16 protein-coding genes are annotated in these 21,961 nt (G+C 47.1%); 9 read left to right on the top strand and 7 right to left on the bottom strand.

Annotated features, from left to right (window positions below):
* Window positions 1-34: 34 nt before the first annotated feature.
* Window positions 35-2,626, bottom strand: a complete 2,592-nt coding sequence (locus B5M13_RS13435) for a glycosyltransferase family protein (protein ID WP_080056157.1) — start codon at window positions 2,624-2,626, stop codon at window positions 35-37.
* A gap of 415 nt (window positions 2,627-3,041) precedes the next feature.
* On the opposite strand from B5M13_RS13435, the gene B5M13_RS13430 reads away from it, so the two are divergent.
* The 7 genes from B5M13_RS13430 (at window position 3,042) to B5M13_RS13400 (ending at window position 10,841) form a co-directional block, all read left to right on the top strand.
* Entirely contained in the window at window positions 3,042-3,551 is a 510-nt protein-coding gene (locus tag B5M13_RS13430) for a response regulator transcription factor (protein ID WP_080056156.1), read from the top strand.
* Between the two features lie 233 nt (window positions 3,552-3,784).
* Window positions 3,785-4,960 (top strand): sugar transferase, encoded by a 1,176-nt coding sequence (locus B5M13_RS34545; protein ID WP_317047007.1) that lies wholly within the window; start codon window positions 3,785-3,787, stop codon window positions 4,958-4,960.
* Window positions 4,939-5,868 carry a glycosyltransferase family 2 protein gene (locus B5M13_RS13420; RefSeq protein WP_080056154.1) on the top strand — a complete coding sequence of 310 codons (930 nt, stop codon included), beginning with the start codon at window positions 4,939-4,941 and terminating at the stop codon, window positions 5,866-5,868. The genes B5M13_RS34545 and B5M13_RS13420 overlap by 22 nt, the downstream gene beginning before the upstream one ends.
* Before the next feature lie 76 nt (window positions 5,869-5,944).
* The gene (locus B5M13_RS13415) at window positions 5,945-7,477 is read left to right on the top strand and encodes an O-antigen ligase family protein (protein ID WP_080056153.1); all 1,533 of its coding nucleotides are present in this window, start codon (window positions 5,945-5,947) and stop codon (window positions 7,475-7,477) included.
* Window positions 7,434-8,579, top strand: a complete 1,146-nt coding sequence (locus B5M13_RS13410; RefSeq protein ID WP_080056152.1) for a glycosyltransferase family 4 protein — start codon at window positions 7,434-7,436, stop codon at window positions 8,577-8,579. Before B5M13_RS13415 ends, B5M13_RS13410 begins: the two co-directional genes overlap by 44 nt.
* Window positions 8,580-8,623: 44 nt before the next feature.
* A complete protein-coding gene (locus B5M13_RS13405) occupies window positions 8,624-9,481 on the top strand; it encodes a glycosyltransferase family 2 protein (protein ID WP_080056151.1) in 858 nt (285 codons plus the stop codon).
* Window positions 9,482-9,632: 151 nt separating this feature from the next.
* Window positions 9,633-10,841: a glycosyltransferase gene (locus B5M13_RS13400; protein WP_080056150.1), complete on the top strand. Its 1,209-nt coding sequence runs from the start codon at window positions 9,633-9,635 to the stop codon at window positions 10,839-10,841.
* A gap of 46 nt (window positions 10,842-10,887) precedes the next feature.
* On the opposite strand, the gene B5M13_RS13395 is transcribed toward B5M13_RS13400, so the two are convergent.
* The 5 genes from B5M13_RS13395 to B5M13_RS13375 all read right to left on the bottom strand — a co-directional run bounded on the left by B5M13_RS13395 (window position 10,888) and on the right by B5M13_RS13375 (window position 17,783).
* Window positions 10,888-12,606, bottom strand: a complete 1,719-nt coding sequence (locus B5M13_RS13395) for a GMC oxidoreductase (protein ID WP_080056149.1) — start codon at window positions 12,604-12,606, stop codon at window positions 10,888-10,890.
* A gap of 36 nt (window positions 12,607-12,642) precedes the next feature.
* Complete coding sequence (locus B5M13_RS13390; protein ID WP_080056148.1) at window positions 12,643-13,182, bottom strand: gluconate 2-dehydrogenase subunit 3 family protein; 540 nt, start codon at window positions 13,180-13,182, stop codon at window positions 12,643-12,645.
* A gap of 28 nt (window positions 13,183-13,210) precedes the next feature.
* Window positions 13,211-14,143 carry a sugar phosphate isomerase/epimerase family protein gene (locus B5M13_RS13385; RefSeq protein WP_080056147.1) on the bottom strand — a complete coding sequence of 311 codons (933 nt, stop codon included), beginning with the start codon at window positions 14,141-14,143 and terminating at the stop codon, window positions 13,211-13,213.
* 52 nt (window positions 14,144-14,195) lie between these two features.
* Window positions 14,196-17,006 carry a PQQ-dependent sugar dehydrogenase gene (locus B5M13_RS13380; protein WP_080056146.1) on the bottom strand — a complete coding sequence of 937 codons (2,811 nt, stop codon included), beginning with the start codon at window positions 17,004-17,006 and terminating at the stop codon, window positions 14,196-14,198.
* A gap of 108 nt (window positions 17,007-17,114) precedes the next feature.
* Window positions 17,115-17,783 (bottom strand): 4'-phosphopantetheinyl transferase family protein, encoded by a 669-nt coding sequence (locus tag B5M13_RS13375; protein ID WP_080056145.1) that lies wholly within the window; start codon window positions 17,781-17,783, stop codon window positions 17,115-17,117.
* Window positions 17,784-17,980: 197 nt separating this feature from the next.
* Here B5M13_RS13375 and B5M13_RS13370 point away from each other — a divergent pair, with 197 nt between their 5' ends.
* Window positions 17,981-18,988 carry a gliding motility-associated C-terminal domain-containing protein gene (locus tag B5M13_RS13370; RefSeq protein ID WP_080056144.1) on the top strand — a complete coding sequence of 336 codons (1,008 nt, stop codon included), beginning with the start codon at window positions 17,981-17,983 and terminating at the stop codon, window positions 18,986-18,988.
* Window positions 18,989-19,168: 180 nt separating this feature from the next.
* Window positions 19,169-20,608: an MOP flippase family protein gene (locus B5M13_RS13365; RefSeq protein WP_080056143.1), complete on the top strand. Its 1,440-nt coding sequence runs from the start codon at window positions 19,169-19,171 to the stop codon at window positions 20,606-20,608.
* 16 nt (window positions 20,609-20,624) lie between these two features.
* Here B5M13_RS13365 and B5M13_RS13360 read toward each other — a convergent pair whose 3' ends face one another.
* The gene (locus B5M13_RS13360; RefSeq protein ID WP_080056142.1) at window positions 20,625-21,938 is read right to left on the bottom strand and encodes a glycoside hydrolase family 2 TIM barrel-domain containing protein; all 1,314 of its coding nucleotides are present in this window, start codon (window positions 21,936-21,938) and stop codon (window positions 20,625-20,627) included.
* Window positions 21,939-21,961 lie beyond the last annotated feature (23 nt).

The following is a 21,961-nucleotide window of genomic DNA, read 5'->3' as shown; positions in this document are numbered from 1 at the left end:
AGGGCCTTTTTTAACATCGCTGGATTGATAGTCCCTATGCTTTTCGGGTATTAGGCTTCGCTGAAGCTGGTTTAGGCGCTTCTGCCGCAGGGGGTACTATAACCTCGCGTTGGGCCATTGGTTCAGCAGGTCGACTGCGGTTTTCATGGAAAATAACGAAGCCAATCAATCCAATTAAGAGTAAATTGCAGATCAGGTCAATCATATCGCCTGTTTTGGCCAGAGGTGGATCGAACCGGAACTCAATCGTATGCTTACCAGCCGGAACCCGCATCGCCCTCAGCGTATAATTAGCGCGTAAATGCGGAGCCGGTTTGCCATCTATAAAAGCCTGCCAGTCTTCTTCGCCCCGGTAATAAACTTCCGAAAACACAACCAGTCCATCCCGAATGGCATTGGCTTCGTAGATGAGCTTGTCGGGCCGATAGTTCGTCAGTTGAATCGTACTGCCTGTATGGTCCATCGTTGCGGGTAAATTGCCCAACTGAGTGGAAAATCGCTTATCAATAACGGCGGAATCGCGTGGGTTCAGGGTTTTCATAGCAGCCATCTCCTCATCGGCGTTAGCTACCTGCTGTACGTTACCAACAAACCAGGCTGCGCCGAGCACTTCAGGATTGGGGATCACAATAGGGCCACCCTGCTGCTGAGGATTTGCCGGATCAGGCTGGCCTTGCTGAATAACATATTTTGCATTCAGCATATTGAGCAAATGCAGTGTATTGGCCTGGAAAGCATAATTGATCAGCTCATTGTACCGGCGCAACCGGGTCGTGTTATATCCGCCGACTGATCGATGGAAGTAGGAGGCCCGGTTACTTTCCATAAAAGAACCTGTCTGGTCAAATACACGGTATCCCAACGATTTATCCTGAAGAATCTGTTCATCAGCAGAAGTCGGTTCAAAAATGGTTGTCACCTGCGATTTGGGAACAAAATCAGCATTATTCAAAAACCGTTTATCAACGGCAAACAGGTCAAAAATTACGACCGCCAGCAGTAACGGATAAAATAACGCCGGTTTGATTTTATTCGTGATAAATAACCAGACAACGCCAGCCGTCAGTACAATCAGGATTACTGATCGGAATGCATCAGAACGCATCATACTCTGCCGGTCACTAATAAGAGGTGCTAGAAAGTCTTTTGCGGCATCACCAAAATACCGCGATAAGATCATAACATCATTGGAGGTCTGGAACGTAAAGAAAGCTCCTCCCATAAGGGCCATCACCAGGGCGAGGCCCCCAGTAACACCGAGGCTAACCAGTAGTGGCTGACGCAATTGAGCAAAGGTTAGTTTTTCATTAACAATGGTCTGAAGCCCCAACGCGGCTCCAGCAGCTAAAAACAACTGAGCCAGGCAAAAGGCCATTGTCATAGCCCTGAACTTGTTAAGGTACGGTAAATAATCGAATAGAAACTCATTGAAAAACAGCAGGTTTTTCCCCCAGGCCAACATAATCATCAGAAGGGTAGCACTCAGCAACCACCACCGTATGGAAGTCCGAATCACGAACATGCCCAGTACAAAGAGAAAAATTAAAGCCGCACCGGCATAGGCAGGTCCGCCTACCATCGGCTGATCTCCCCAATAAGTTGGTGCCCCCAACTCGGCCAGTTGTTTTGCTGAACCCGGATCTACCCCTCTATTAACCATTGCTTTGTAGAATTCAGAGTCGGTGGTAAGCCCTCCTCCCGAAGCTCCTCCAAATGCACTTGGAATGAGTAGGGTTAACGTTTCTGCTTTACCATAACTATAGGTAAAGGCATACTCTTTATCCAAACCCCCTTTCGATTCACTGGTGGGTGTTTTTCCGTCAGGGTTTGTTGTTTTTGCGGTTAGTTCCGACTTACCGCGAATGGTTTCTTTCGTATATTGATTCAGCACAAGTAGTCGTTTGCCAAAACTTCCTGCTGCTATTGCTCCAACTACAGCCAACGTAGCTAGCCCCAAGGCCAGTTGGCGCCCCTTCCCATTCCTGACCAAAGCAATCCCCTCAATAAGGATGTACAGCCCAACTGTCATGAAGAGATAATACGTAATCTGGATGTGATTCGCCCCTAATTCCATCGACAGAAAGAGGCCTGTCAGGGCAGCACCCAACCAGTAACGGCCACGCAGCGTCAGAATAATGCCGGCCAGCATGCCTGCCCCATACCCCAGGGCAAAAAGCTTGGATACGTGACCTGCTTCAAGGCTGACAATACTAAATGTACCTAATCCATAGGCAGCTGCTCCCAAAGCTGCTAGCCAAGCATTACAGCCTAACACAATTAATAAAATATACATACTGAGCATCACTACGAAAATGATACTCGCCGTATTTGGTAATATATTAATCACTCCCATTACAGCTTTATATACCAGAATATAGGGGTAATGAAAATCAATCATATATCCCGGCATACCGCTGAAAACAGCATCAGTCCAAAGTGGTTTTTCACCAGTCTGTTTAGCGATTTCCCGTATTTCACGAGCAGCAGCCGACGCTTCCTGCACATCATGCATCGAGAGGGTTTTACCCGATAAGACAGGGGAGAAATAAAATAAGGTAAGGACAAATAGCCCTAAAACGGCAATCAGATGAGGCCGCAGGCGTTGAAATCGGGTTGGTTGGCTCATAAAAACAACTGATACGTACGTCAAAGATACGGCTTTGTGCTAAAACGGATAAGCTACAACTGCATTGTTATAGAGAATCAAAGCTGGCCACAGAAACGAACATTAAAAATAGGTTAAAATAGCCGCCGTTTAATCAATTTTGTACTTTATTAAGTTAGCCAATAGTCTATGGATAATACCGCCTAAGTGGATTATGCTTTTTTAAAGGGTAAATTGATAAATTCTTTATTATCAGCCGATTAATAAACTAAATAAATCAGCAAATGAAAATATATAAAGTATAACTTTTCCGCTAAAACAGACTCATACTGACGACAGCATGGTAGTTTTTTTTTCAATAAAAAGTAACCGGTTATTTCTCCATTAGTCTAAAAATTTGAAATCTAACCCATAAGTAATTTTAACTTCATTACAAATGAACGCCAGGTATCATTTGCTGATTGTGGATGAAAACCCATACGTGGTTAACATTCTGGTCGAAACGCTTAGCAAAGATTTTAAGATTACGATAGCCAATTCTGGGCAGGAAGCTGCCCGATTGCTAATTCAAGGAAATCGCTTTGATTGTGTGCTAACGGAGCTGGATCTGACTTTTTTCAATGGTCTTGAATTAACCAAACTTATTCGAATGAGTCGACTGGCTTCGCAAACACCAGTGGTCATTCTCTCTAACATATCCGATAGCGCAACCCGGATTCAGTGCCTTGAACAGGGTGTTGATGCATTTCTTTCCAAACCATTTAACCCGTTGGAAGTCAAGGCCAAACTACATGCTTTACTCCGGCGGATTGAATTACCAATCGAAGAAATTCATCGGCAGCTTATGCCCCTGACTACTGACACTGGAACCAAATCGTTCTGGCATCAGAAGTCGCGACTTTTGTCGATGCTCTTTGGTAATTATCCATTGTCCCAAAGCGCATAAGTTTATTTCTTCGGTCTTTCTATCCCTAGAAGGTTTCCATCCCTCTTTACGATTCGTATATACCCAGCGGGATAGAATTTTTTCAAGAATAAACATAGATTAACAACGCCAGAAGTTAAGGTGTCATAAAATTTTCCAGCCTTTTCAAACGGTACATTAGGCTACCCAACCCGATAATGTCAGCCTGTCAGCTACCATACAACCCACATTCAACGTCCGTTTTAGAAACTAAAATGTTAAACTCTTGTGTCTTATTGGTCATGCAGGACGATCTGATCGCCAACCGCATTGCTACCATAGCAGGCACAACCTGTTCTGTTATCCGGTTCCGGGATGAGAAAGATGCAGAACAGTGGCTGACAGATAGCCAAAAAGTAGACTTAATCATTGCCGATACCACTACTGGGCAAGCGATGTCTGTTATTGTTCGGAATAAAGCAGACTATCGACTGGTCCCTTTTCTCGTCACCTGCCGTCTTGGTAAAACTCAGATTTTACATACTGCTCTTATTACCGGAGCCACAGATATTTTGATTATTAATGAAGAAAATGGTCGGCTTGAATCAAAAATAAATTACTACCTCTCGCTAAACAACCAGATACGAACCTTCCTTGATCAGGGGACCAACATCAATTCCTTTACCCATCCAAAAACTCCCTGGTGGAAACGGATTATCGATATCAGCGTTTCACTGGTTATCCTGATTTTATTGTCCCCTCTGATGCTACTCGTAGCGCTGCTGATATTTCTGGACTCCAAGGGTCCGGTCATCTATAAATCGAAGCGGGCAGGTGCCAATTTTCATGTATTCGACATGTATAAATTTCGCACAATGCGCGTCGAAGCCGATCAATTATTAAATCAACTTGCCGATCATAATATCTATGCCCCCTCAACAGGTCAGAATACTTCAACAAATGATGTGGAACACCTTTGCAGTGCTTGTCGAGCACAGGGGATATCCTGTCAACGTCTGCTTTTTGATCAAGACAAACCCATCTGCGAAAAAGCGTACTTACAGGAAGCGAGGACCTCAGCTAAATTTATGAAGTTTCGAAACGATCCTCGCGTAACTCGGCTGGGAACGTTCCTCCGCAATAGCAGTATCGACGAATTACCGCAATTGTTCAATATTCTGCTGGGCGATATGTCGCTGGTTGGTAATCGACCATTGCCGCTCTATGAAGCTGAAAAACTTACTTCCGATGAATACGCCAAACGTTTTGCAGGCCCAGCGGGTCTGACGGGCCTATGGCAGGTACAAAAACGAGCTAAAGGAAAAGGCCCTATGTCGGACCGAGAGCGAACCTTGCTCGACATTGAATATTCACACACGTTTTCACTAAAAACGGACCTCCTGATTATCTGGAGAACCTTTTTCAGCTTATGGCAAAACGAGAACGTGTAGAAGAGGGAGAAGAGCAGCCTTGTGTGTCGATTATTACGATCAACTACAACCAGGCTGAAATAACGCGGCAATTTCTGGAGTCGGCCAATACGCTGAACTATCCAAACTTTGAAATCATAGTTGTCGATAATGCCTCGATACAGCCGTTTGAAACTACGATCGACCAAACCCAGTTTCCTTATCTTCAAATTGTTCGGAGTGAAGAAAACCTTGGTTTTACCGGTGGTAATAATTTAGGTATCCAGGTAGCTAAAGGCGACTATTATTTCATTGTCAATAATGATACGGAGTTATCACCGGCCATACTTGACGAACTACTGAAGCCTTTTATGGCCAACGATAAGGTAGGCGTTACCTGCCCTAAAATTCGTTTTTTCGATGCGCCACAGTTGCTTCAATATGCTGGTTATAACCCGATTAATATGTTTACCGGGCAAGCAACTGCCATAGGATTCAAGCAAGCAGACAATGGGCAGTTCGATCAGCCCCGCCCTACCTACTTTGCCCATGGCTGTGCCATGATGGTCAGCCGAAACGTGGTGGAACAGGTAGGACGATTTGCGGAGCGTTTTTTTCTGTATTACGAAGAACTGGATTGGTCGCAACGCATTCGGAATGCGGGCTTTCTCATTTATTATCAACCATCAGCTTCGATTCTGCACAAGGAATCGGTATCGGTTGGGCAAAATAGTCCTCTACGAACGTATTATCTGACCCGAAACCGTATCCTGTTTATGCGACGTCATTGTTCTGCTTTTCAACGCCTGGTCTTCTTTCTGTTTTTCAGTGCGTTTGTTTTCCCAAAACATGTTGGCACTTACCTGCTTTCAGGTCGGCTACGACATGCCAAAGCGTTTATTGATGGTGCCATCTGGAACTTGACTTCACCCAGTATCTCGCCAGTGTAGTCTGACAAGTAAGCCAACACGATTAAAGCTATCCCAGACAAACCAACCTATTTTTTGAATCAGACGTAATAATTTTATGAATCTGTCGGCAACAACGAACCACCCCTTCCAACTGATCAATCAATGGCGCAATAAGCCTTGGTTTTTCACAGTAGTGGGCGTGTTGGTTGCCGTGGTTGCAGGCTGGCTGGTTGGCGCTTGGGGTATTATGGGGGCATTGGTAACGATAGGGGTACCTATTGTTCTTATCGTAGGCATTAGCGTTCTGCTGGAACCCAGAATTGGTCTATTTTTATATATTCAACTCAGTTTTATACTGGGTTTCAGCCGTTTTCTGGAAACCGAATTAGCTGTTGGTACCGCCTTGGATGCGCTGCTGGTACTTACGCTACTAAGCACCTTTCTGAACGGCAAACGGATGGACTGGAAACGGCTTCGTCGCCCTGTATTCTGGCTACTGACGACCTGGCTTTCCTTTACTATTCTTGAATATTTCAATCCAGGACACCCATACCCGGCGGCCTGGTTTTACGGTGCCCGGTCGCTTTCGCTAAACTGGTTTCTGATTGCCATCGTTGTGCTGGTAGCGCCGATCACCAAAAAAGACATTCGCCTGTTTGTGGGATCCTGGCTTTGCTGGTCGTTTTTGGCGGCCTTATGGGCCTTTAAACAGCAATACATTGGTCTGGAGGCTGCCGAACTTCGCTGGCTGGCTGCGGGAGCTGCCAAGCAACATATTTTGTGGGGTCAGTTGCGTAGTTTTTCGTTCTACTCTGATGCTGGCCAGTTCGGTTCTGAGATGGCTGGGGTTACACTCGTTTGCATTATTTTCTTTTTTGAAACAAGCTCATGGACTAAGCGCTTCCTTTTACTATTTCTATCCATTATCTTCTTCTGGGGCTTTGCCGTTTCCGGTACACGAGGAGCCCTATTTGTTATTATAGCTGGATACCCCGCCTATTTTGTTCTAAAGCGAAATCTGGTATACATCTTACGAGGGCTCATGGTTGCCCTGCCCGTATTAGCCTTCCTCTTATTTACCCATATTGGTGATTCGGTCTATCAAATCTGGCGGATTCGTACGGCTCTCCGGCCGACTCAGGATGCTTCTTTTCTGGTTCGGCTGGAGAACCAGCAAAAGTTGCAACAGTATTTAAAAGACCTGCCTTTTGGAGCAGGTATCGGCACTACGTCGGGAAATGGACAGCGTTTTACGCCCAATTATTTCGCAGCCCAGATTCCAACCGATAGCTGGTACGTTCAGGTCTGGATTGAAACCGGCATTGTTGGCCTGAGCGTATATCTGGCGTTTCTGGCCTTGATCGCCTTCATCGGAACCATTAAAGTGTGGCAACTTAAAGACCCATGGCTGACCTCAGTCATGATTGCTCTGCTCGCTGAATTTATCGGCATCTGCGTCGTGAGCTATACGAACCCAATTCTGGGGCAGTTTCCGACCAGTACAATCGTTTTCATCAGTTCAATCTTATTTACTACCTGCGATCGCTGGGACTCACTTCCTGAAATCAGGTCAACGGTTCATTCTACCCATAAGCGCTATTTATATGAGAATCGGAATAGAAGCACAACGACTCCTTCGCCCGCATAAACACGGGATGGATATCGTAGCGCTGGAAACTATTCGAGCGTTGACGAACTTTAAGGAACACGAGTTTATCATTTTCGTCAAACCCGACGCTGACCGAAAAGGCTTGCCCAACTCGCAAAATGTTCAGTTTGTTGAATTGTCTGGTGGTCCATACCCTGTTTGGGAACAATACACACTACCTAAGGCAATCAACCAATATGGCATTGATCTATTACATTGTACAGCCAATACGGCCCCTCTTAATTGCTCAGTCCCTTTACTGGTGACTCTCCACGATATTATTTTTCTAGAGACACAACCGTTGATGGCCGGGAGTTGGTACCAGCGGTTCGGTAATCAATACCGACGCTGGAATGTCCCCCGGATCGTTCGTTCCTGCGAACGGATTATTACCGTGTCTAATTTTGAACGCCAGCGTATTATTGATCATCTGCACCTTGACCCCTCCCGGGTGGTAGCGATCTGGAACGCGGTAAGCGAACAGTTTCGGGTAATCAACGATCAGGAGCAAATCGACAATGTTCGGCAGAAATATAAATTGCCTAAGGAGTTTATCTTTTTCCTGGGCAATACCGATCCTAAAAAGAACGTACGTGGTGTTCTGAAGTCATTGCTATTGCTTAAAAATCAGGGACAGTTAACGTTACCGGTTGTTATTTCGAACTTACCTGCTTCGGCCCTGAACGACATTTTGACTGAAATTGGTGGGCAATCACTGGTCGACGACATCATTTTGTGTGGCTATATACCCAACTATATCCTGCCGTTCATTTATAATGCCGCCACTATTTTCCTTTGTCCGTCGTTGCGGGAAAGCTTTGGCCTCCCCATTCTGGAAGCTATGGCCTCTGGTACTCCTGTGCTCACATCAACTACCTCATCAATGCCAGAGGTGGCTGGCAATGCGGCTCTGTTAGTCGATCCTACATCGGTGGAGGAAATGGCCGACGGTATTAATCAACTTATACTGAAACCATCTTTACGGGCCGACTTACGCAGAAAGGGATTACAGCGCGCAACGTTATTTTCGTGGGAAGCAACAGCGGGCAAGTTACTCGATGTGTATGCCCAGTCGGTAAGCACACCAAGCTTAGTATCCTGAATGCAGTATGAAGTATTAACGAACCTTCCTTACCATAAGTACTCATGAACGTTTTCTCTAACCCAGGCTGGCTCAAACCTTACGAATATCCATACGAAAGCCTCGATCAGGTTCCTCAGTCGGTATTCGATGACATAAATGCTCGTTTAGACAAACGCATCAGTCATAATCCATTGGTTTCAATCGTCATTGCAGCTTACAATGAGGAAATCAACCTGATTCGGGCTATCGGCACTTTATCGGCGATCGAGACAAAGATTCCATTCGATATTATTGTTGTTAATAACAATTCGTCGGACCGAACGCAGGAAACGATGGACAAGTTGCATATTAAACGGCTTTTTCAACCAATTCAGGGATGTGGCCCGGCACGTCAGCTAGGTCAGGAGCATTCGACCAGCCAATATATCCTACTAGCTGATGCTGACTGTTTGTATCCTATAAACTGGCTTGATGAAATGATGAAAAAGTTGACTCAGCCGGGCGTAGTGTGTGTATATGGTCGCTATTCGTTTATAGCACCACCTGACATTCCACGGTGGCAGTTCTTTGTTCACGAGACCTTAAAAGATGTGATGGCTGAAATCCGGCATCTGAAGCGCCCGTATCTGAATGCCTATGGTATTAGTATGGGGTATGTGCGCGAAGCGGGGTTAAAAGCAGGATATATTACCCATAACACGCGTGGTGATGATGGCCGGTTATGTTTCGACATGATGCAATACGGCCGGGTAGTTCAGATGAAAACTAACTCCGCACGGGTGTGGACTGGCCCTCGAACCATTCTTCAGGAAGGCTCGCTCGTACATGGTCTAAAAACCCGAATTGGCAAGGAGTTAAAACGCGCTTTTACGTATTTGTTTCCACATCCACCTCACGACACAAAAACCTCGCACAATTAAGTAAAAACACGTATAAATTACCTACAAAATTACTTATATTTCCCTATAATTTATCACCCCTTAATCCACCCATTAACTGCAACATCTTCCTCGTCCACCGCGTACCTAGAAAAACCACCATTCCATAAATAGGAAGTTTCGTTTGCAATACATGCAACAATTTGACAGCATAGTCTGCCTCGGTCAGACAACCTGGGAAGGCGATTTCCAGAAGGCAGTTGTGCAACTTATGACCGAATTATCGGCCCGGCACCGAATACTTTACGTCGACTATCAATACACATTGAAGGACTGGGCAATGGGCCTCACCGGGCGACACGGCATGCCAGTCCGGGAGATTATTCGATTAAAAGATCCGCTTATTAAAAAGACGTTTGCCAATGGCCATGAGGTCCATGTCTGGACTCCTCCCCTCATGCTACCGGTCAACTGGATGCTGCCTAAAGCGCATGACCTGCTCGTACAGCAAAATGTGAATCGGTTAGTAACCGGACTTCGGCGGGTTATGCGACAATTAGGCATGAACCGTCCGTTGGTTATCAATGGGTTGAATCCCGTTTTTGGCCTTCCAATGCTAAAGAAGCTGGATGAGTGCGCTACGATATATTATTGTTTCGATGAAATCACGATCATCAACTGGATGCGTCGCCACGGTAGCCGCTACGAACCCGATTACCTTCGGCAAGTCGACGCGGTAGTAACCACCTCCGAAACCCTTCGCCAATCGAAGTCGGTCTTGCAACCGAATGCGTTTTGTGTGAAAAATGGGGTCAATTTCGAGTTATTTAATCAGGCATACGAGTTAGCGCAGCAACATCCGCCCCAAAAGCCGATTGTGGGCTATCTGGGTACGGCCGACAATCGAATAAACGTCGATATTGTTGAGTATTGCGTTAAAACCATGCCCGACATTACCTTCCAGTTTATTGGGGAGGTTCATGAGCCTCGCTTAACCAGTAGACTAGCGGCATACCCAAACGTACTTTTCACGCCATCGCGTCAACCGGCAGAGCTTCCTTCGTTGTTAGCGCAGATGCGGGCAACTATGATTCCATTTGTATGCAATGACCACACATACACCATTTATCCCCTCAAAATCAATGAGTATTTAGCCGCCGGTTTACCCGTCGTGTCTACTCCTTTCTCATTGCTAAATGACTTCGACGACGTTATCGAATTGGCCAACAGCCCGGACGAGTTTGCCAACGCCTTGCGTAAAGCCCTGGCGGATACGGATCCTGAACGAGTAGCTAGTCGAGTCGCCATGGCAAAGGCCAATTCGTGGGCGCACAGGGCCGAGGAATTTGAGACCGTTATAAAACAGGTTCCAGCCGCCTGGCAGCCAGAACCTGTTTTATAACGACACAATCTACTGGAGATCGCTTTACTACCGAATTAGCAGCCTTTTATAAAAGACCTTTTCGCATTTCTTTCACGGCATGGTCGGCAGCTCGTGCCGTGATGGCCATAAACGTTAGCGAAGGGTTTTGGGTCGACGTGGATGTCATGCAGGCTCCATCAGTTACGAACACGTTTTTGCAGGCATGCAACTGGTTCCACTTATTGAGCAGTGACGTTTTCGGGTCTTTACCCATCCGAACGCCACCCATTTCGTGAATATCGAGGCCGGGCGCTTTGTCGGGAACATCGTGGGTCTGTATGTTGGTAAAGCCCGATACGGTTAGCATTTCAGTCATTTGCTCGTGGAAATCCCGAATCATTTTCTCATCGTTGTCGTCATACGCCACCGAGATACGAAGCAGCGGAATACCCCATTGATCCGTTTGATTCGGATCGAGAGCCACAAAATTGCTTTCCTTTGGAATGGTTTCGCCCATCATATGTGACCCCACGCGCCAGTTACCGTATTTGGGCTGCATTAGATTCGATTTTAGCCCCTCACCCATACCCGACGTATCGATATTCGTCATGCGGGATGATCCGAAACCAGCAGCATAGCCCCGCAGAAAGTCGGTTTCCTGCTTAAATACATTACGGAAGCGCGGTATATAGCTGCTGTTTGGTCGAATACCTTCGGTCTTCGTATCCTGAAATCCTTCATGCTCAGCCGATATAGTCGTACGGAAGTTATGAAAGGCTACGTATTTTCCTAACAGGCCATTGTCGTTACCGAGGCCATTGGGGAAACGATGCGAGGTCGAGTTCAGCAGAATTAAGTTTGAGTTCAGGCAGGCCGCATTGACAAAGATGATACGAGCGTAATAGTCCGTCATCTGTTTGGTATGCGCATCAATCACCCGCACCCCTGTAGCCTTATTCTTCTTCTCATCGAAAATAATCGAATGGACAACCGAGTCGGGTCGCAAGGTCATTTTTCCCGTTTTGGCGGCCCAGGGCAAGGTGGAGGAATTACTGCTGAAATAACCTCCGTATGGGCATCCTCGCTGGCAAAGGGAGCGGTTTTGACACTGGGCTCTCCCCTGCTGATAATGAATCGGTTGCGGCTTGGTCAGGTGTGCACAACGACCAATGATGATGGGCCGCGTACCGTTGTAATGTTTGGCCATCTGATCGGTGAAGTGCTTCTCAACGCACGATTGTTCGTGCGGGGGCAGAAACTCACCATCTGGTAATTGTGCCAAACCATCTTTATTGCCCGAAATCCCGGCAAATTTTTCCACATAGCTGTACCAGGGGGCAATATCGGCATAGCGAATGGGCCAGTCGACGGCAAATCCATCGCGAGCTGGTCCGTCAAAATCATAATCAGACCAACGTTGGGTTCCCCGCGCCCACATGAGCGATTTACCGCCAACCTGATAGCCGCGAATCCAGTCGAAGGGTTTCTCCTGAACGTAGGGATGTTCGGCATCTTTCACAAAAAAATGGGTAGCATCTTCCCGAAACGCGTAGCACCGACTGGCAATCGGATTAGCCTCTTTCATCTCGCGGGTTAGTTGTCCCAGATGCTGAAATTCCCACGGCTGCATCATGGTAGTGGGGTAGTCCGTAATGTGTTTTACATCCCGGCCACGCTCCAGCACCAATGTCCGTAAACCTTTGCCTGTCAATTCTTTGGCGGCCCAGCCGCCACTAATACCTGAACCCACAACGATGGCATCGAAGGTTCGCTCATTAACCGAATCTATATTGAAATAAGACATGATACCGAATGAAAAGAAATGATTAACTATAACACACTATCGGCTAGCGTTTTCGACCGTTTTCTGGACAGGCACGCAACCATGATAAAAACCAGGTGCCATGTTGAATTTCTCGACATTGACCAGGTAATATTCCGAATTCAGATACCCCTGTATGGTCAGCCGCTTGGCCATATCGACAAAGGCTTTCCCCGCCGGGTCAGTAGCAGCGGCCAGTTGGGTCAACACGGCTACTCGTTGGGTTGGATCACAGTCAATAAACGGCTTGGTATACGCTTGCTGGGCTGTTGTATCGACCAGAGCGAGTCCTTGCTGAAGCGTTGTTTGCGCGGCTGGGGCGTAGCAATCCCGGATCATGCGTAAGGCAAACTGATGGACTTTCAGCGATTTAGCCCCCGGTGTTGTGGTTTCGGGAATAAATGTCTCAACAATTTCTCCCAATAGCGTTTCGTCATCGACCGATACGATGGCTACAGAACCCAATGAATCAGGGGTCCAGCCAGATGCCCAGGCCGGAAGGCTCACCATCCCTCCTACCGTTACGGCTAAATTTTTTAAGACAGAACGTCGTTGCATAGGTAATAAATTGATTAATTCAATGGTATCAGGAAACCCGCTGACCAATCCGATCCAGCAAAGCTTTGGTAGCACGAATGCCTTCGTCTTCGCTAAGCCGATTGCCGGAATACTCGATACCGATATAGCCTTTGAAGGCGGGTGTTTTTTCTTTTTTTACAATTTGAAGCAACCGATCGTAGTCTATCGTTACTTCGTTGCCTTGTTCATCAAAATCCCGCGATTTTGCGCTGACGCCCTTGGCAAAAGGCATCATTTCCTGCACGCCCAGATAGCGGTCGTATAACTCAGTATCGGTCAGTTTAAAATTATCGAAATCGGGTAACGTACCCGCATAAGGATTATTGATCTGCCTGATTACCTGTGAGAGCCATTTCCCATCGGATGAGTAACCACCGTGATTTTCGACAATGACACCAATCCCAGCCTTGCGTCCATACTCAGCCAGCCGACCTAAACCGTCGACACTGCTTTTGGCAATTTCATCGGCAGTACCTTTACCACGCAGATTGACCCGAATGGAATGACAGCCCAGAAACTTAGCCGCATCGACCCACTGATAGTGGGATTCAACCGCCTGCTTCCGTTTGGTCTCATCCAGATCGGCCAACGGCCCGGCAGTATCGACCATAATCAGTACATTTCGAACGCCCAGATCTTCAGCCCGTTTCTTCAATTCACTCAGGTAAGCCTGATCATTAGCCTTGTCTTTAAAGAACTGATCTACATATTCAACGGCATTAATCCCAAAATCTGTCTTTGCTTTTGCCGGAAATTCCATATTGGTTAACTTACCAGCCTGTAAGGTTCGGTGCAGAGACCATTCGGCCAGCGAAATTTCGAAGAACATCTTTTTGGCTGAAGCGGCCATGAGGCCTTCGGCTGACCATCCGTTTAGCAGACTAACTCCGGCAGAAGTCACCCCAGCCTGTTTAAGAAAATCACGACGGGTTGTGCGCATTGGGTTGAGTAATTAGAATGAACAATGTACAGTGCTGGTTTGACAATTCCTGTCAGGCATCGCCGGGTATAAATTGAATGGAGGACACGCGCATCAGAATCTGGTTATCCCTGGCATTGGCATTTTTAAAAACAAAGTAGAGTTTATGAATCCCTTCGACACCAGCAATACGGGCTTTGACAGGTGCAGGTCGCGGCACTTGCCCAGCGTGCGAACCCACCGGTCGCGTTGGATCCCGAATCTCTATAAAGGCCGTTTCACCAATTAATTTACCCGAAGGCGAGTCTAACCGAATCTCAATTGTACCGCCAGCCGCATCGACTTTAGGGGATGCCTGCACGGCAAAATCTACCTGGCTAACCCCCGATAGATCCATATCGTGATACCCCAGATAAGCGCCCGAACCAACCACATAGAAAGCTTTTCCCTGGGCTGTGATCAACTCCGTTTGCTTCGATTCGTCGGCGGTTTCGGGGGCCACCGTTGGGTTTCGCAGAAAAATCAGGCTTTCTGAACTACTGGCTGGTATCAGCGAGGAGCCTCTGTCGGTATAAGCAGCCCGCAATACAAACGATCCTTTGGTGCTTTCGCCAGATGGAATATCCATCGTATAGCTGCCTCTGGTGGGCAGCATTTTCACGGTAGCTTTTTCGTCCGACAGGCTTAGAATATAGGTTACAATCTGAGTGGCTTCGGTCATGGAAAGGCCTGGATGAGGACTCATGCTCGATTCGCCCCAAACTCCCTTTCCTCCGGCTATAACTTTCTTCGCCAGTCGCTCCGGCGCACTGTTGTCGCCTTTATATTTTGCGGCAATCTCTTTGTAAGCAGGCCCAACCGAACGGGTTTCTACGGAATGGCAGGCCTGGCAATCGCTACCCGCCATTAACTGTTTTGCCGTTGAAGCCAGCATAGCCGCAGCGTCGGCATACCGATGACCAGCCACCAGTTCGACTTTATCGAACCCGTCGGGGACATACTGAATAGTAACTGCAACCTGGCTAGGCGAAATACGACCATCCATCAGACTACCGTCTTCTTTGTCACTCACATCGACTGCATACTCGATTGTCTGGCCCGGAAAAAAGAATGTCTTATTACCACGTGTAATGGAAAACGCTACTACAGGCGACTCATTTCCGGCCTTCAACTCCAGTGACTGGCTATTCGTAGCACCCTTTGGGTCTTTTACTGTTAGGGTTGCCGTATATAAGCCCGGTTGTTCGAGTGTAAACGCCGGATTGGCCTCGGATGATGTTCTGGATACTCCATTCGATGAGTTGACTTCCCATTGATATAGCAAGGCATCGCCATCGTAATCCATTGACCCTTTGGATGATAGTTTCACCTGAAACGGGGCGGCTCCACTCGTTTTGTCGGCGGAGACATGAACAACGGGTTTACGATTGCCACCATTGTATTCGATCTTTACTAATCGGGCATTGTCGTTTCCACGAAACCAGTTGCTCCCATATTCAAGCAGGTAGAGGTCGCCACTGGCCCCAAATTTCATGTCGATAGGGCTATCGAAACGTTCATTGGGCAGGAACCGCTCCATCGATACATACTTGCTCTGCTGATCCATGGTAACGGCCATTATCCAGCCCCGGATGAAATCGGTGATAAACCATTTCCCTTCGTAATAGTCGGGAAAAAGGCGCTCAGCGTTTTTAAAATCGGCTTTATGAAAAATTGGCCCACCTACAGCACTGCGCCCTCCACTACCCATAATGGGGAACTCCCTGGAGGCTCCATATGAATACCAGATAAATGCCCCCTGCGCTGGCGGTAGTTCGTTCAGCCCGGTGTTATTGGGTGAATTATTAACGGGTTTAGCCGGATTAAACCGTTCGCCCGATTGGCCGGTAGCAAAGTCCCGATCCCAATAGGCAGCATTATCGCCCACAAAGTAAGGCCAGCCGAAATTTCCTGCTTTACGTGCCTGATTGAAATCGTCATAGCCATTCGGACCAACGCCCACCGAATCGCGCATGTCGGGGCCCACTTCCCCCCAATACAAATACCCGGTTCGGCTATCAATCGACAAGCGCCAGGGATTACGCAAGCCCATGATGTAAATTTCGGGGCGGGTTTTCGCTCGGTCCGACGGGTAGGTTCCTTTCGGAAATAAATTCCCGGCTGGAATGGTATACGAGCCATTTGCCGTAGGTTGAATGCGAATAATTTTGCCCCGCAGATCGTTGGTATTCGCCGATGATTTCTGTGCGTCCCAGGCTGCCCGGCCAGGTCGCTCATCAATGGGCGTATATCCCGTTACCCTTGGGCTGGTATTATCGCCAGTAGCCAGATAAAGATTGCCCGAACGATCGAAAACCATACCTCCGCCTGTATGACAGCATTGCTCGCGCTGGGTAGGAATTTCGAGCAGTACTTTTCGTGACGACATGACCAGTTCATCTCCCCGGAGTTCGTACCGGGCCAGAATGTTTTTGGGGTCATCGCCAGCAGGCGAATAATATAGATAAAGCCAGTGGTTCGTCTCGTACTGCGGGTCCAGAACAACGCCCAGAAGGCCGTCCTCTGCTTCGGATACAACGCCTTCCTTACTGGTGTATTTTGTGCTGACGGGTATTGTAGCGATCAGGTTAATTTTTCCGGTAGCGGGATTGTAGATATGGATTTGCCCCTTCCGCTCGATGAACAATACCCGACCATCGTTGAGCATGGTCATGGCCATTGGTTCGTCCAGTTTATCCGCAATCACTACTCTGGTAAATCGATTTTCTTCGGGAGGCAAACCAGTATCCACTGGGCCAATCAACAGCCCATGCTCAACTGACGAGAAGGCCAAGAGGATAATCAGGACAATGATAGACAGCAGTAGCGAAGGAAGCTTACGCATGAGACTCTGGGTAAAAGGTAACAATTACTTTAAATAGTAAAATTTACCATTCCTCAAATTTACCCATTTTCGCGAACAGATACTACGTATTTAAGCGACCATAACCCATTAGCCACGCCTAAAAAATCGGCTATCGAGCGTATAAAATAGAGGTCCTTTAATCGTGCCTGGGTAGGCCACCGCTGCCGTATACCCCTCTGCCACCCAAAAGCTGTTTACCAGCCAGTCACCTGAACTCCCAATTACCAGACTATCGACAGAATGGATACCGTCCAGCGAGGGGACCCGCACAAAATCTTCATCAACGCCTTTTGCCGTTGCCTTGACCAGCGCTTCTTTCCTCGTCCAGATTGTATAAAATGCGTTAACGCGGTTAAGGCTTTTATCGACAAACTGCTGCTCAGACTTACTAAAACTCTGAGAAACAATACCCTGAAAGTCAAAGCCCTGAATGGATTTCTCCAGATCGACACCAACCCATACGGTACTAATAGCCACCAGAACCCAATTGCCAGAGTGGGATATATTAAACTGCCAACCGGGCGAATTAGTAAATACTGGCTTTCGGTTCATGCCTTCGGTCAATTCTATACTGGCAAGCGGCTGACCAATGTAATTTCCAAGCAACCGTCGAAGTATACATCGACCATACGCAAAACGAAGCTGATCCTCCTGCCGACGGAAACGTTTCGCCCGCTCGATCTCAGCAAACGAGAGTTCACTCAATAATTCGTCTAGCTCTATCTGACGTGGCCATTCAAATCGAAAAACAGCCAATGGATCCGTATAAGGGCAGACCGTCCAGTCTTCCCATTTTGTGGATGACAGCGTTGTACACCTGATGACAGAATCAGTACTGCTTCGATTCAACACGAATCTATTAGTTTATAAAATCCAACAATTTATACACAATAAAACGATACAATCCTATAAATGGTGACCAAAAAAATAGAATACTGTCTTAATAGGCAGGTATGATAGGTGCGGCTCGCAAAGTTATCAGGAATAGCCATCGGCTATCCATTACGTTACGCCTTGCAATCGGTCTGATTGCCTGTTTCCTCTATGCCCGCCCCCAACTGGTTACGGCACAGCAATGCGCTAATCCCGCCGGCGAACTGGTAATTGACCAAACATTTGGCGTAGCAGGTAATCCCGTTTCGATTGCCAATCAGACTACTTATGAATTTGAGCCGATCGACTGTCCTGGCGATGGACAATACGCAGTTTTGTCCTCGCTCGATGGTACCTGCTTCAATTCAACCTGGTATGCCGTCGATCGGGATCATACCTCCGCAAGCATACGGGGGAACATGCTGGTGGTTAATGGCGGAAATAAACCGGGCGTTTTCTACCAACAGGCCGTTTCAGGGTTATGCAAAGGAACGTCGTACGAAGTTTCGTTCTGGGTCATGAATCTGCTTCGTACCGAAACCTGCCTGAATGCACTGATCCCGAACTTATCCATTAGCATCGAAACCTCAGAAGGGCTCGTCATTCAGAGCCTCACCATTGGTCAGATTCCACAGACGGATACGCCCACCTGGCGCCGTTGCTCAGTACTATTTACGGCTCCAACATCGACCGAAGATATTGTTATCAAATTAATTAACAATCAGGGGGATTATGGTTGCGGAAATGATATGGCCCTCGACGATTTCCAGGTGCGACAATGTGGTGAGTGTCCCGATCAACCCGAAACCGTTTATATCCCTGATGCCTTTAGCCCAAATAATGACGGCATGAACGATCGGCTGGCTTTTTTCACTCAGCTCAGAACTTCAAATGCATTTAGTATCCGAGTCTTCAATAGGTGGGGAAATTTAATTTTCAGCAGTCAAAATCCAGCCGAAACCTGGGATGGCACCTTCAACGGATCGCCCTGCCCTGCCGATACCTACACCTGGATCGTTACCTATCAATCCGTTACTCTACCTAAACGAGAAATTAGCCAAACCGGCCGCGTTTTTCTGTTTCGCTGAGCGACCGCACACATACCAGTAACTCAAAGAAAGCCCATCAGGTGTTACATGAAGAAGAAAAGAAAGTCTTAACATAGAAATCCGTTACGTTATGAACGTCAGATCAGCAATTATTATCCAATGAGACCTGGCTGTAACAATTCATCAACCAGTACGACTTGCTAACCCATACGATAATAAATGAGTAATACACAAAAGGCAATGAACGGGGGAAAGTGGATTACCGTTTCGACGGGCATCGCTACCCTTTTTCAGTTCATACAAGTGGCCGTTCTGGCTCGCGTATTAGCGCCTTCCGATTTTGGTATTGTCAGTGTAAGCAACCTGATTCTTGCCTTTTTTCAGGTTTTCGCGAACCTGGGCTTTGCTAACTCCATTATTTACAAGCAGGAAAGCGACCGCAATGTGTTATCGACCCTCTACTACCTGAATTTGCTGGTGGGGTTCGTGATTTTCATTGTTATTCATCTTAGTAGCCCATCGATTATCGCTTTTTATCACGAACCCAAACTGGCGCAGGTACTCAATCTATCCTCGTATTATTTCGTGATTGTGTATTTCGGGCAGATCTATATGTTTTTGCTTGAAAAAGAGCTTCGGTTCAAATCGGTTGCCATCATCGACATTACGGGTTCGGTATTAGGAACAGCGGTTACGGTTACGCTGGCCTATAATGGTTACCATGAATTATCGCTCATCATCGGATCGCTCGTATCACAAACAACACGATCCATTTTGCAGATTGCGTTCGGCCTAAAGTTCTTTATTCCCAAATTGTACTTTAATATTTACACGATTAAAGAACACCTCCGCTTCGGGGTTTACAACATGGGCGATGGATTCCTGGGCTACGTTCAATCGAATACCGACAATATTTTTCTGGGCGGAATGCTGGGCGTTAAAATGCTGGGGTATTATACGGTAGCTTACCAGCTCTGTGTATTTCCGATCATGAAACTCAATCCGATCATTCTACAGGTAGCCTATCCGATTCTGGCGCGCATGAAAGAAAATACGTCTGAGCTTCGGAAATCGTATCTGAAAATTCTGGACTTTATCAGTTATTGCAATTTACCCCTTCTGGCAGGTCTCTTCATTACGGCCGATACGGTTGTTCCATTGATATATGGCCCAGGTTGGGAGAAAAGCATCGAACTTATCCGAATTTTCGTATTTGTAGGCGTTTTTATCTGCCTGAGCCACCCACTCTATACCGTAGCCTTTACGAGAGGGAAGCCCAGTCTGCTATTTTACCTTAACCTGGGAACATTGATTGTCAAGATTCCCTTAGTGTACCTATTTGGTACATACTGGGGGGTTATGGGCATTGCCATCGCCTTCCTGCTGACTACCTTCCTGAATATGCTTGTGAATTTTGGCATGGTCAACTACCTGATTGGCGACTTTTTCGGGGACTTCCTGAAAAACATTGCAAAGCCCATCACATTCTGTCTGATTATGGTGGCAATTATCAGTATCTATAAAATGCTTATTGGGTATTCGGGGCCAATCAATGCATTCGCCGAAATTGCTATTGGGGGTGCCATTTATGCCGTTCTCACACTGGCTTATAAGCTTTCCTTCGACCAGATAAAAGCTTACCGACAGGGGCTTCTGTAAAGCACTTTTATCGGAGTTACTGAACTGCTTTTTCGCCTTTCACTAAAAAGGGCACATTGGCAGTAGCTACGTGTTGGTGAGTGTCGTAAACGAACACAAATAGCCTGTATGCACCTGGTTTGGAAGGCAGTACGAATTGAATGGCGTTTATAGCCGTTGAGGTAATCAGACCATCAATAGTCTGGATTGGCGTATCAATATAATCAGCGGTTAGTCGGGCAGCCGGTTTTATTTCCCAATGATACGTCAGTGAGTCGTTATCAGCGTCGGTAGCCAGTACCTGAACCTGATGAACGCGTTCTGCTGCTGACCATTGGACACCCATTTTAATAGCTCCATCGATGCGTATCTGCCGAATAACAGGTGACTGATTATCAGGCACACGTTTCGTCCAGAGTTCCTGCATGAGCCCAACCAGGGAAGTTTCCCGACCTTGTTCATCGAACATACTAAACCAAGTATGGGTATCCTCCTGCTTACTGCCCCAGTAAAACATATACGACCCTAAGCAATTGGGAGGCCGGGAACCAATGTATTGCGGATAGGTATGCCTGACAAATTCGTACTTCTGCTGACTGGTTGGTTCGATAGCGGTTTCCCAGGGCGTATGCGGCTCTTCCCAATAACCTTTAGCCCCAAACTCTGAGATTAAGTACGGCTTAGTCCACCCGCCTTCTTTCAGGTACTGGGTAACTGATGAAATGGTACCATACACATTAAACGAAAGGATGTCGATCTCAGGGCATCGCTCACGAACGAGCCAGATAGCCCGGCCACTATCGGGGGCAATAGCGGTTGTAACCGGATGATCGGGATCAAGTTCATGAATCATGGCCGCAATGCGGTTGACCTCATCGAAAACCCCAAAATTATTGGCGTCCTGCGCCCACTCGTTCCCCACGCACCACATCAACAAAGCCGGGTGATTACGATATTTTAGTACCGTTTTTCGGATCTGTTCGAATTGCTGATCAACTGCCTGTCGATCATGATAATCGAAACCATCAGCTTCTTTAGCTACCCAAATTCCAAACAGTACGGTAAGGTCCAGCCGTTGCGCCTGCGCTAAAATCTGATCGGCGTCGAGGTCGTCCCAGATTCGGATCGAGTTTCCTCCACAGGCTTTCAGACGTTCAAAATGGCTCTTACCACCCGCCCCCTGAATAAAGTAAGGTTTCCCATTTCGCAATAACTCATACGATTGCCCAGTCCAGTGAATAGCCGTTGGCTTAACTGTCGAGGAAGTTTCATTGTTAGGAGCCGTTGACCCATGGCAACCCGTCAGTAGATGGCCCGCCAGTAGACTGAATACTAGTAAACCCGTACGCATCAATACAGTATCAAAATTTATCC

This window comes from Spirosoma aerolatum, assembly GCF_002056795.1.
In the GTDB taxonomy this organism is placed as follows: Bacteria; Bacteroidota; Bacteroidia; order Cytophagales; family Spirosomataceae; genus Spirosoma; species Spirosoma aerolatum.
The sequence above is the reverse complement of the archived record's forward strand: the minus strand, read 5'-3'. Positions and strand labels throughout refer to the sequence as shown.

Bases quoted from the DNA above. Each gene is read 5' to 3' on its own strand.
- B5M13_RS13435 (WP_080056157.1), bottom strand. From the start codon at position 2,626: ATGAGCCAACCAACCCGATTTCAACGCCTGCGGCCTCATCTGATTGCC.
- B5M13_RS13430 (WP_080056156.1), top strand. From the start codon at position 3,042: ATGAACGCCAGGTATCATTTGCTGATTGTGGATGAAAACCCATACGTG.
- B5M13_RS34545 (WP_317047007.1), top strand. From the start codon at position 3,785: ATGTTAAACTCTTGTGTCTTATTGGTCATGCAGGACGATCTGATCGCC.
- B5M13_RS13420 (WP_080056154.1), top strand. From the start codon at position 4,939: ATGGCAAAACGAGAACGTGTAGAAGAGGGAGAAGAGCAGCCTTGTGTG.
- B5M13_RS13415 (WP_080056153.1), top strand. From the start codon at position 5,945: ATGAATCTGTCGGCAACAACGAACCACCCCTTCCAACTGATCAATCAA.
- B5M13_RS13410 (WP_080056152.1), top strand. From the start codon at position 7,434: ATGAGAATCGGAATAGAAGCACAACGACTCCTTCGCCCGCATAAACAC.
- B5M13_RS13405 (WP_080056151.1), top strand. From the start codon at position 8,624: ATGAACGTTTTCTCTAACCCAGGCTGGCTCAAACCTTACGAATATCCA.
- B5M13_RS13400 (WP_080056150.1), top strand. From the start codon at position 9,633: ATGCAACAATTTGACAGCATAGTCTGCCTCGGTCAGACAACCTGGGAA.
- B5M13_RS13395 (WP_080056149.1), bottom strand. From the start codon at position 12,606: ATGTCTTATTTCAATATAGATTCGGTTAATGAGCGAACCTTCGATGCC.
- B5M13_RS13390 (WP_080056148.1), bottom strand. From the start codon at position 13,182: ATGCAACGACGTTCTGTCTTAAAAAATTTAGCCGTAACGGTAGGAGGG.
- B5M13_RS13385 (WP_080056147.1), bottom strand. From the start codon at position 14,143: ATGCGCACAACCCGTCGTGATTTTCTTAAACAGGCTGGGGTGACTTCT.
- B5M13_RS13380 (WP_080056146.1), bottom strand. From the start codon at position 17,006: ATGCGTAAGCTTCCTTCGCTACTGCTGTCTATCATTGTCCTGATTATC.
- B5M13_RS13370 (WP_080056144.1), top strand. From the start codon at position 17,981: ATGATAGGTGCGGCTCGCAAAGTTATCAGGAATAGCCATCGGCTATCC.
- B5M13_RS13365 (WP_080056143.1), top strand. From the start codon at position 19,169: ATGAGTAATACACAAAAGGCAATGAACGGGGGAAAGTGGATTACCGTT.
- B5M13_RS13360 (WP_080056142.1), bottom strand. From the start codon at position 21,938: ATGCGTACGGGTTTACTAGTATTCAGTCTACTGGCGGGCCATCTACTG.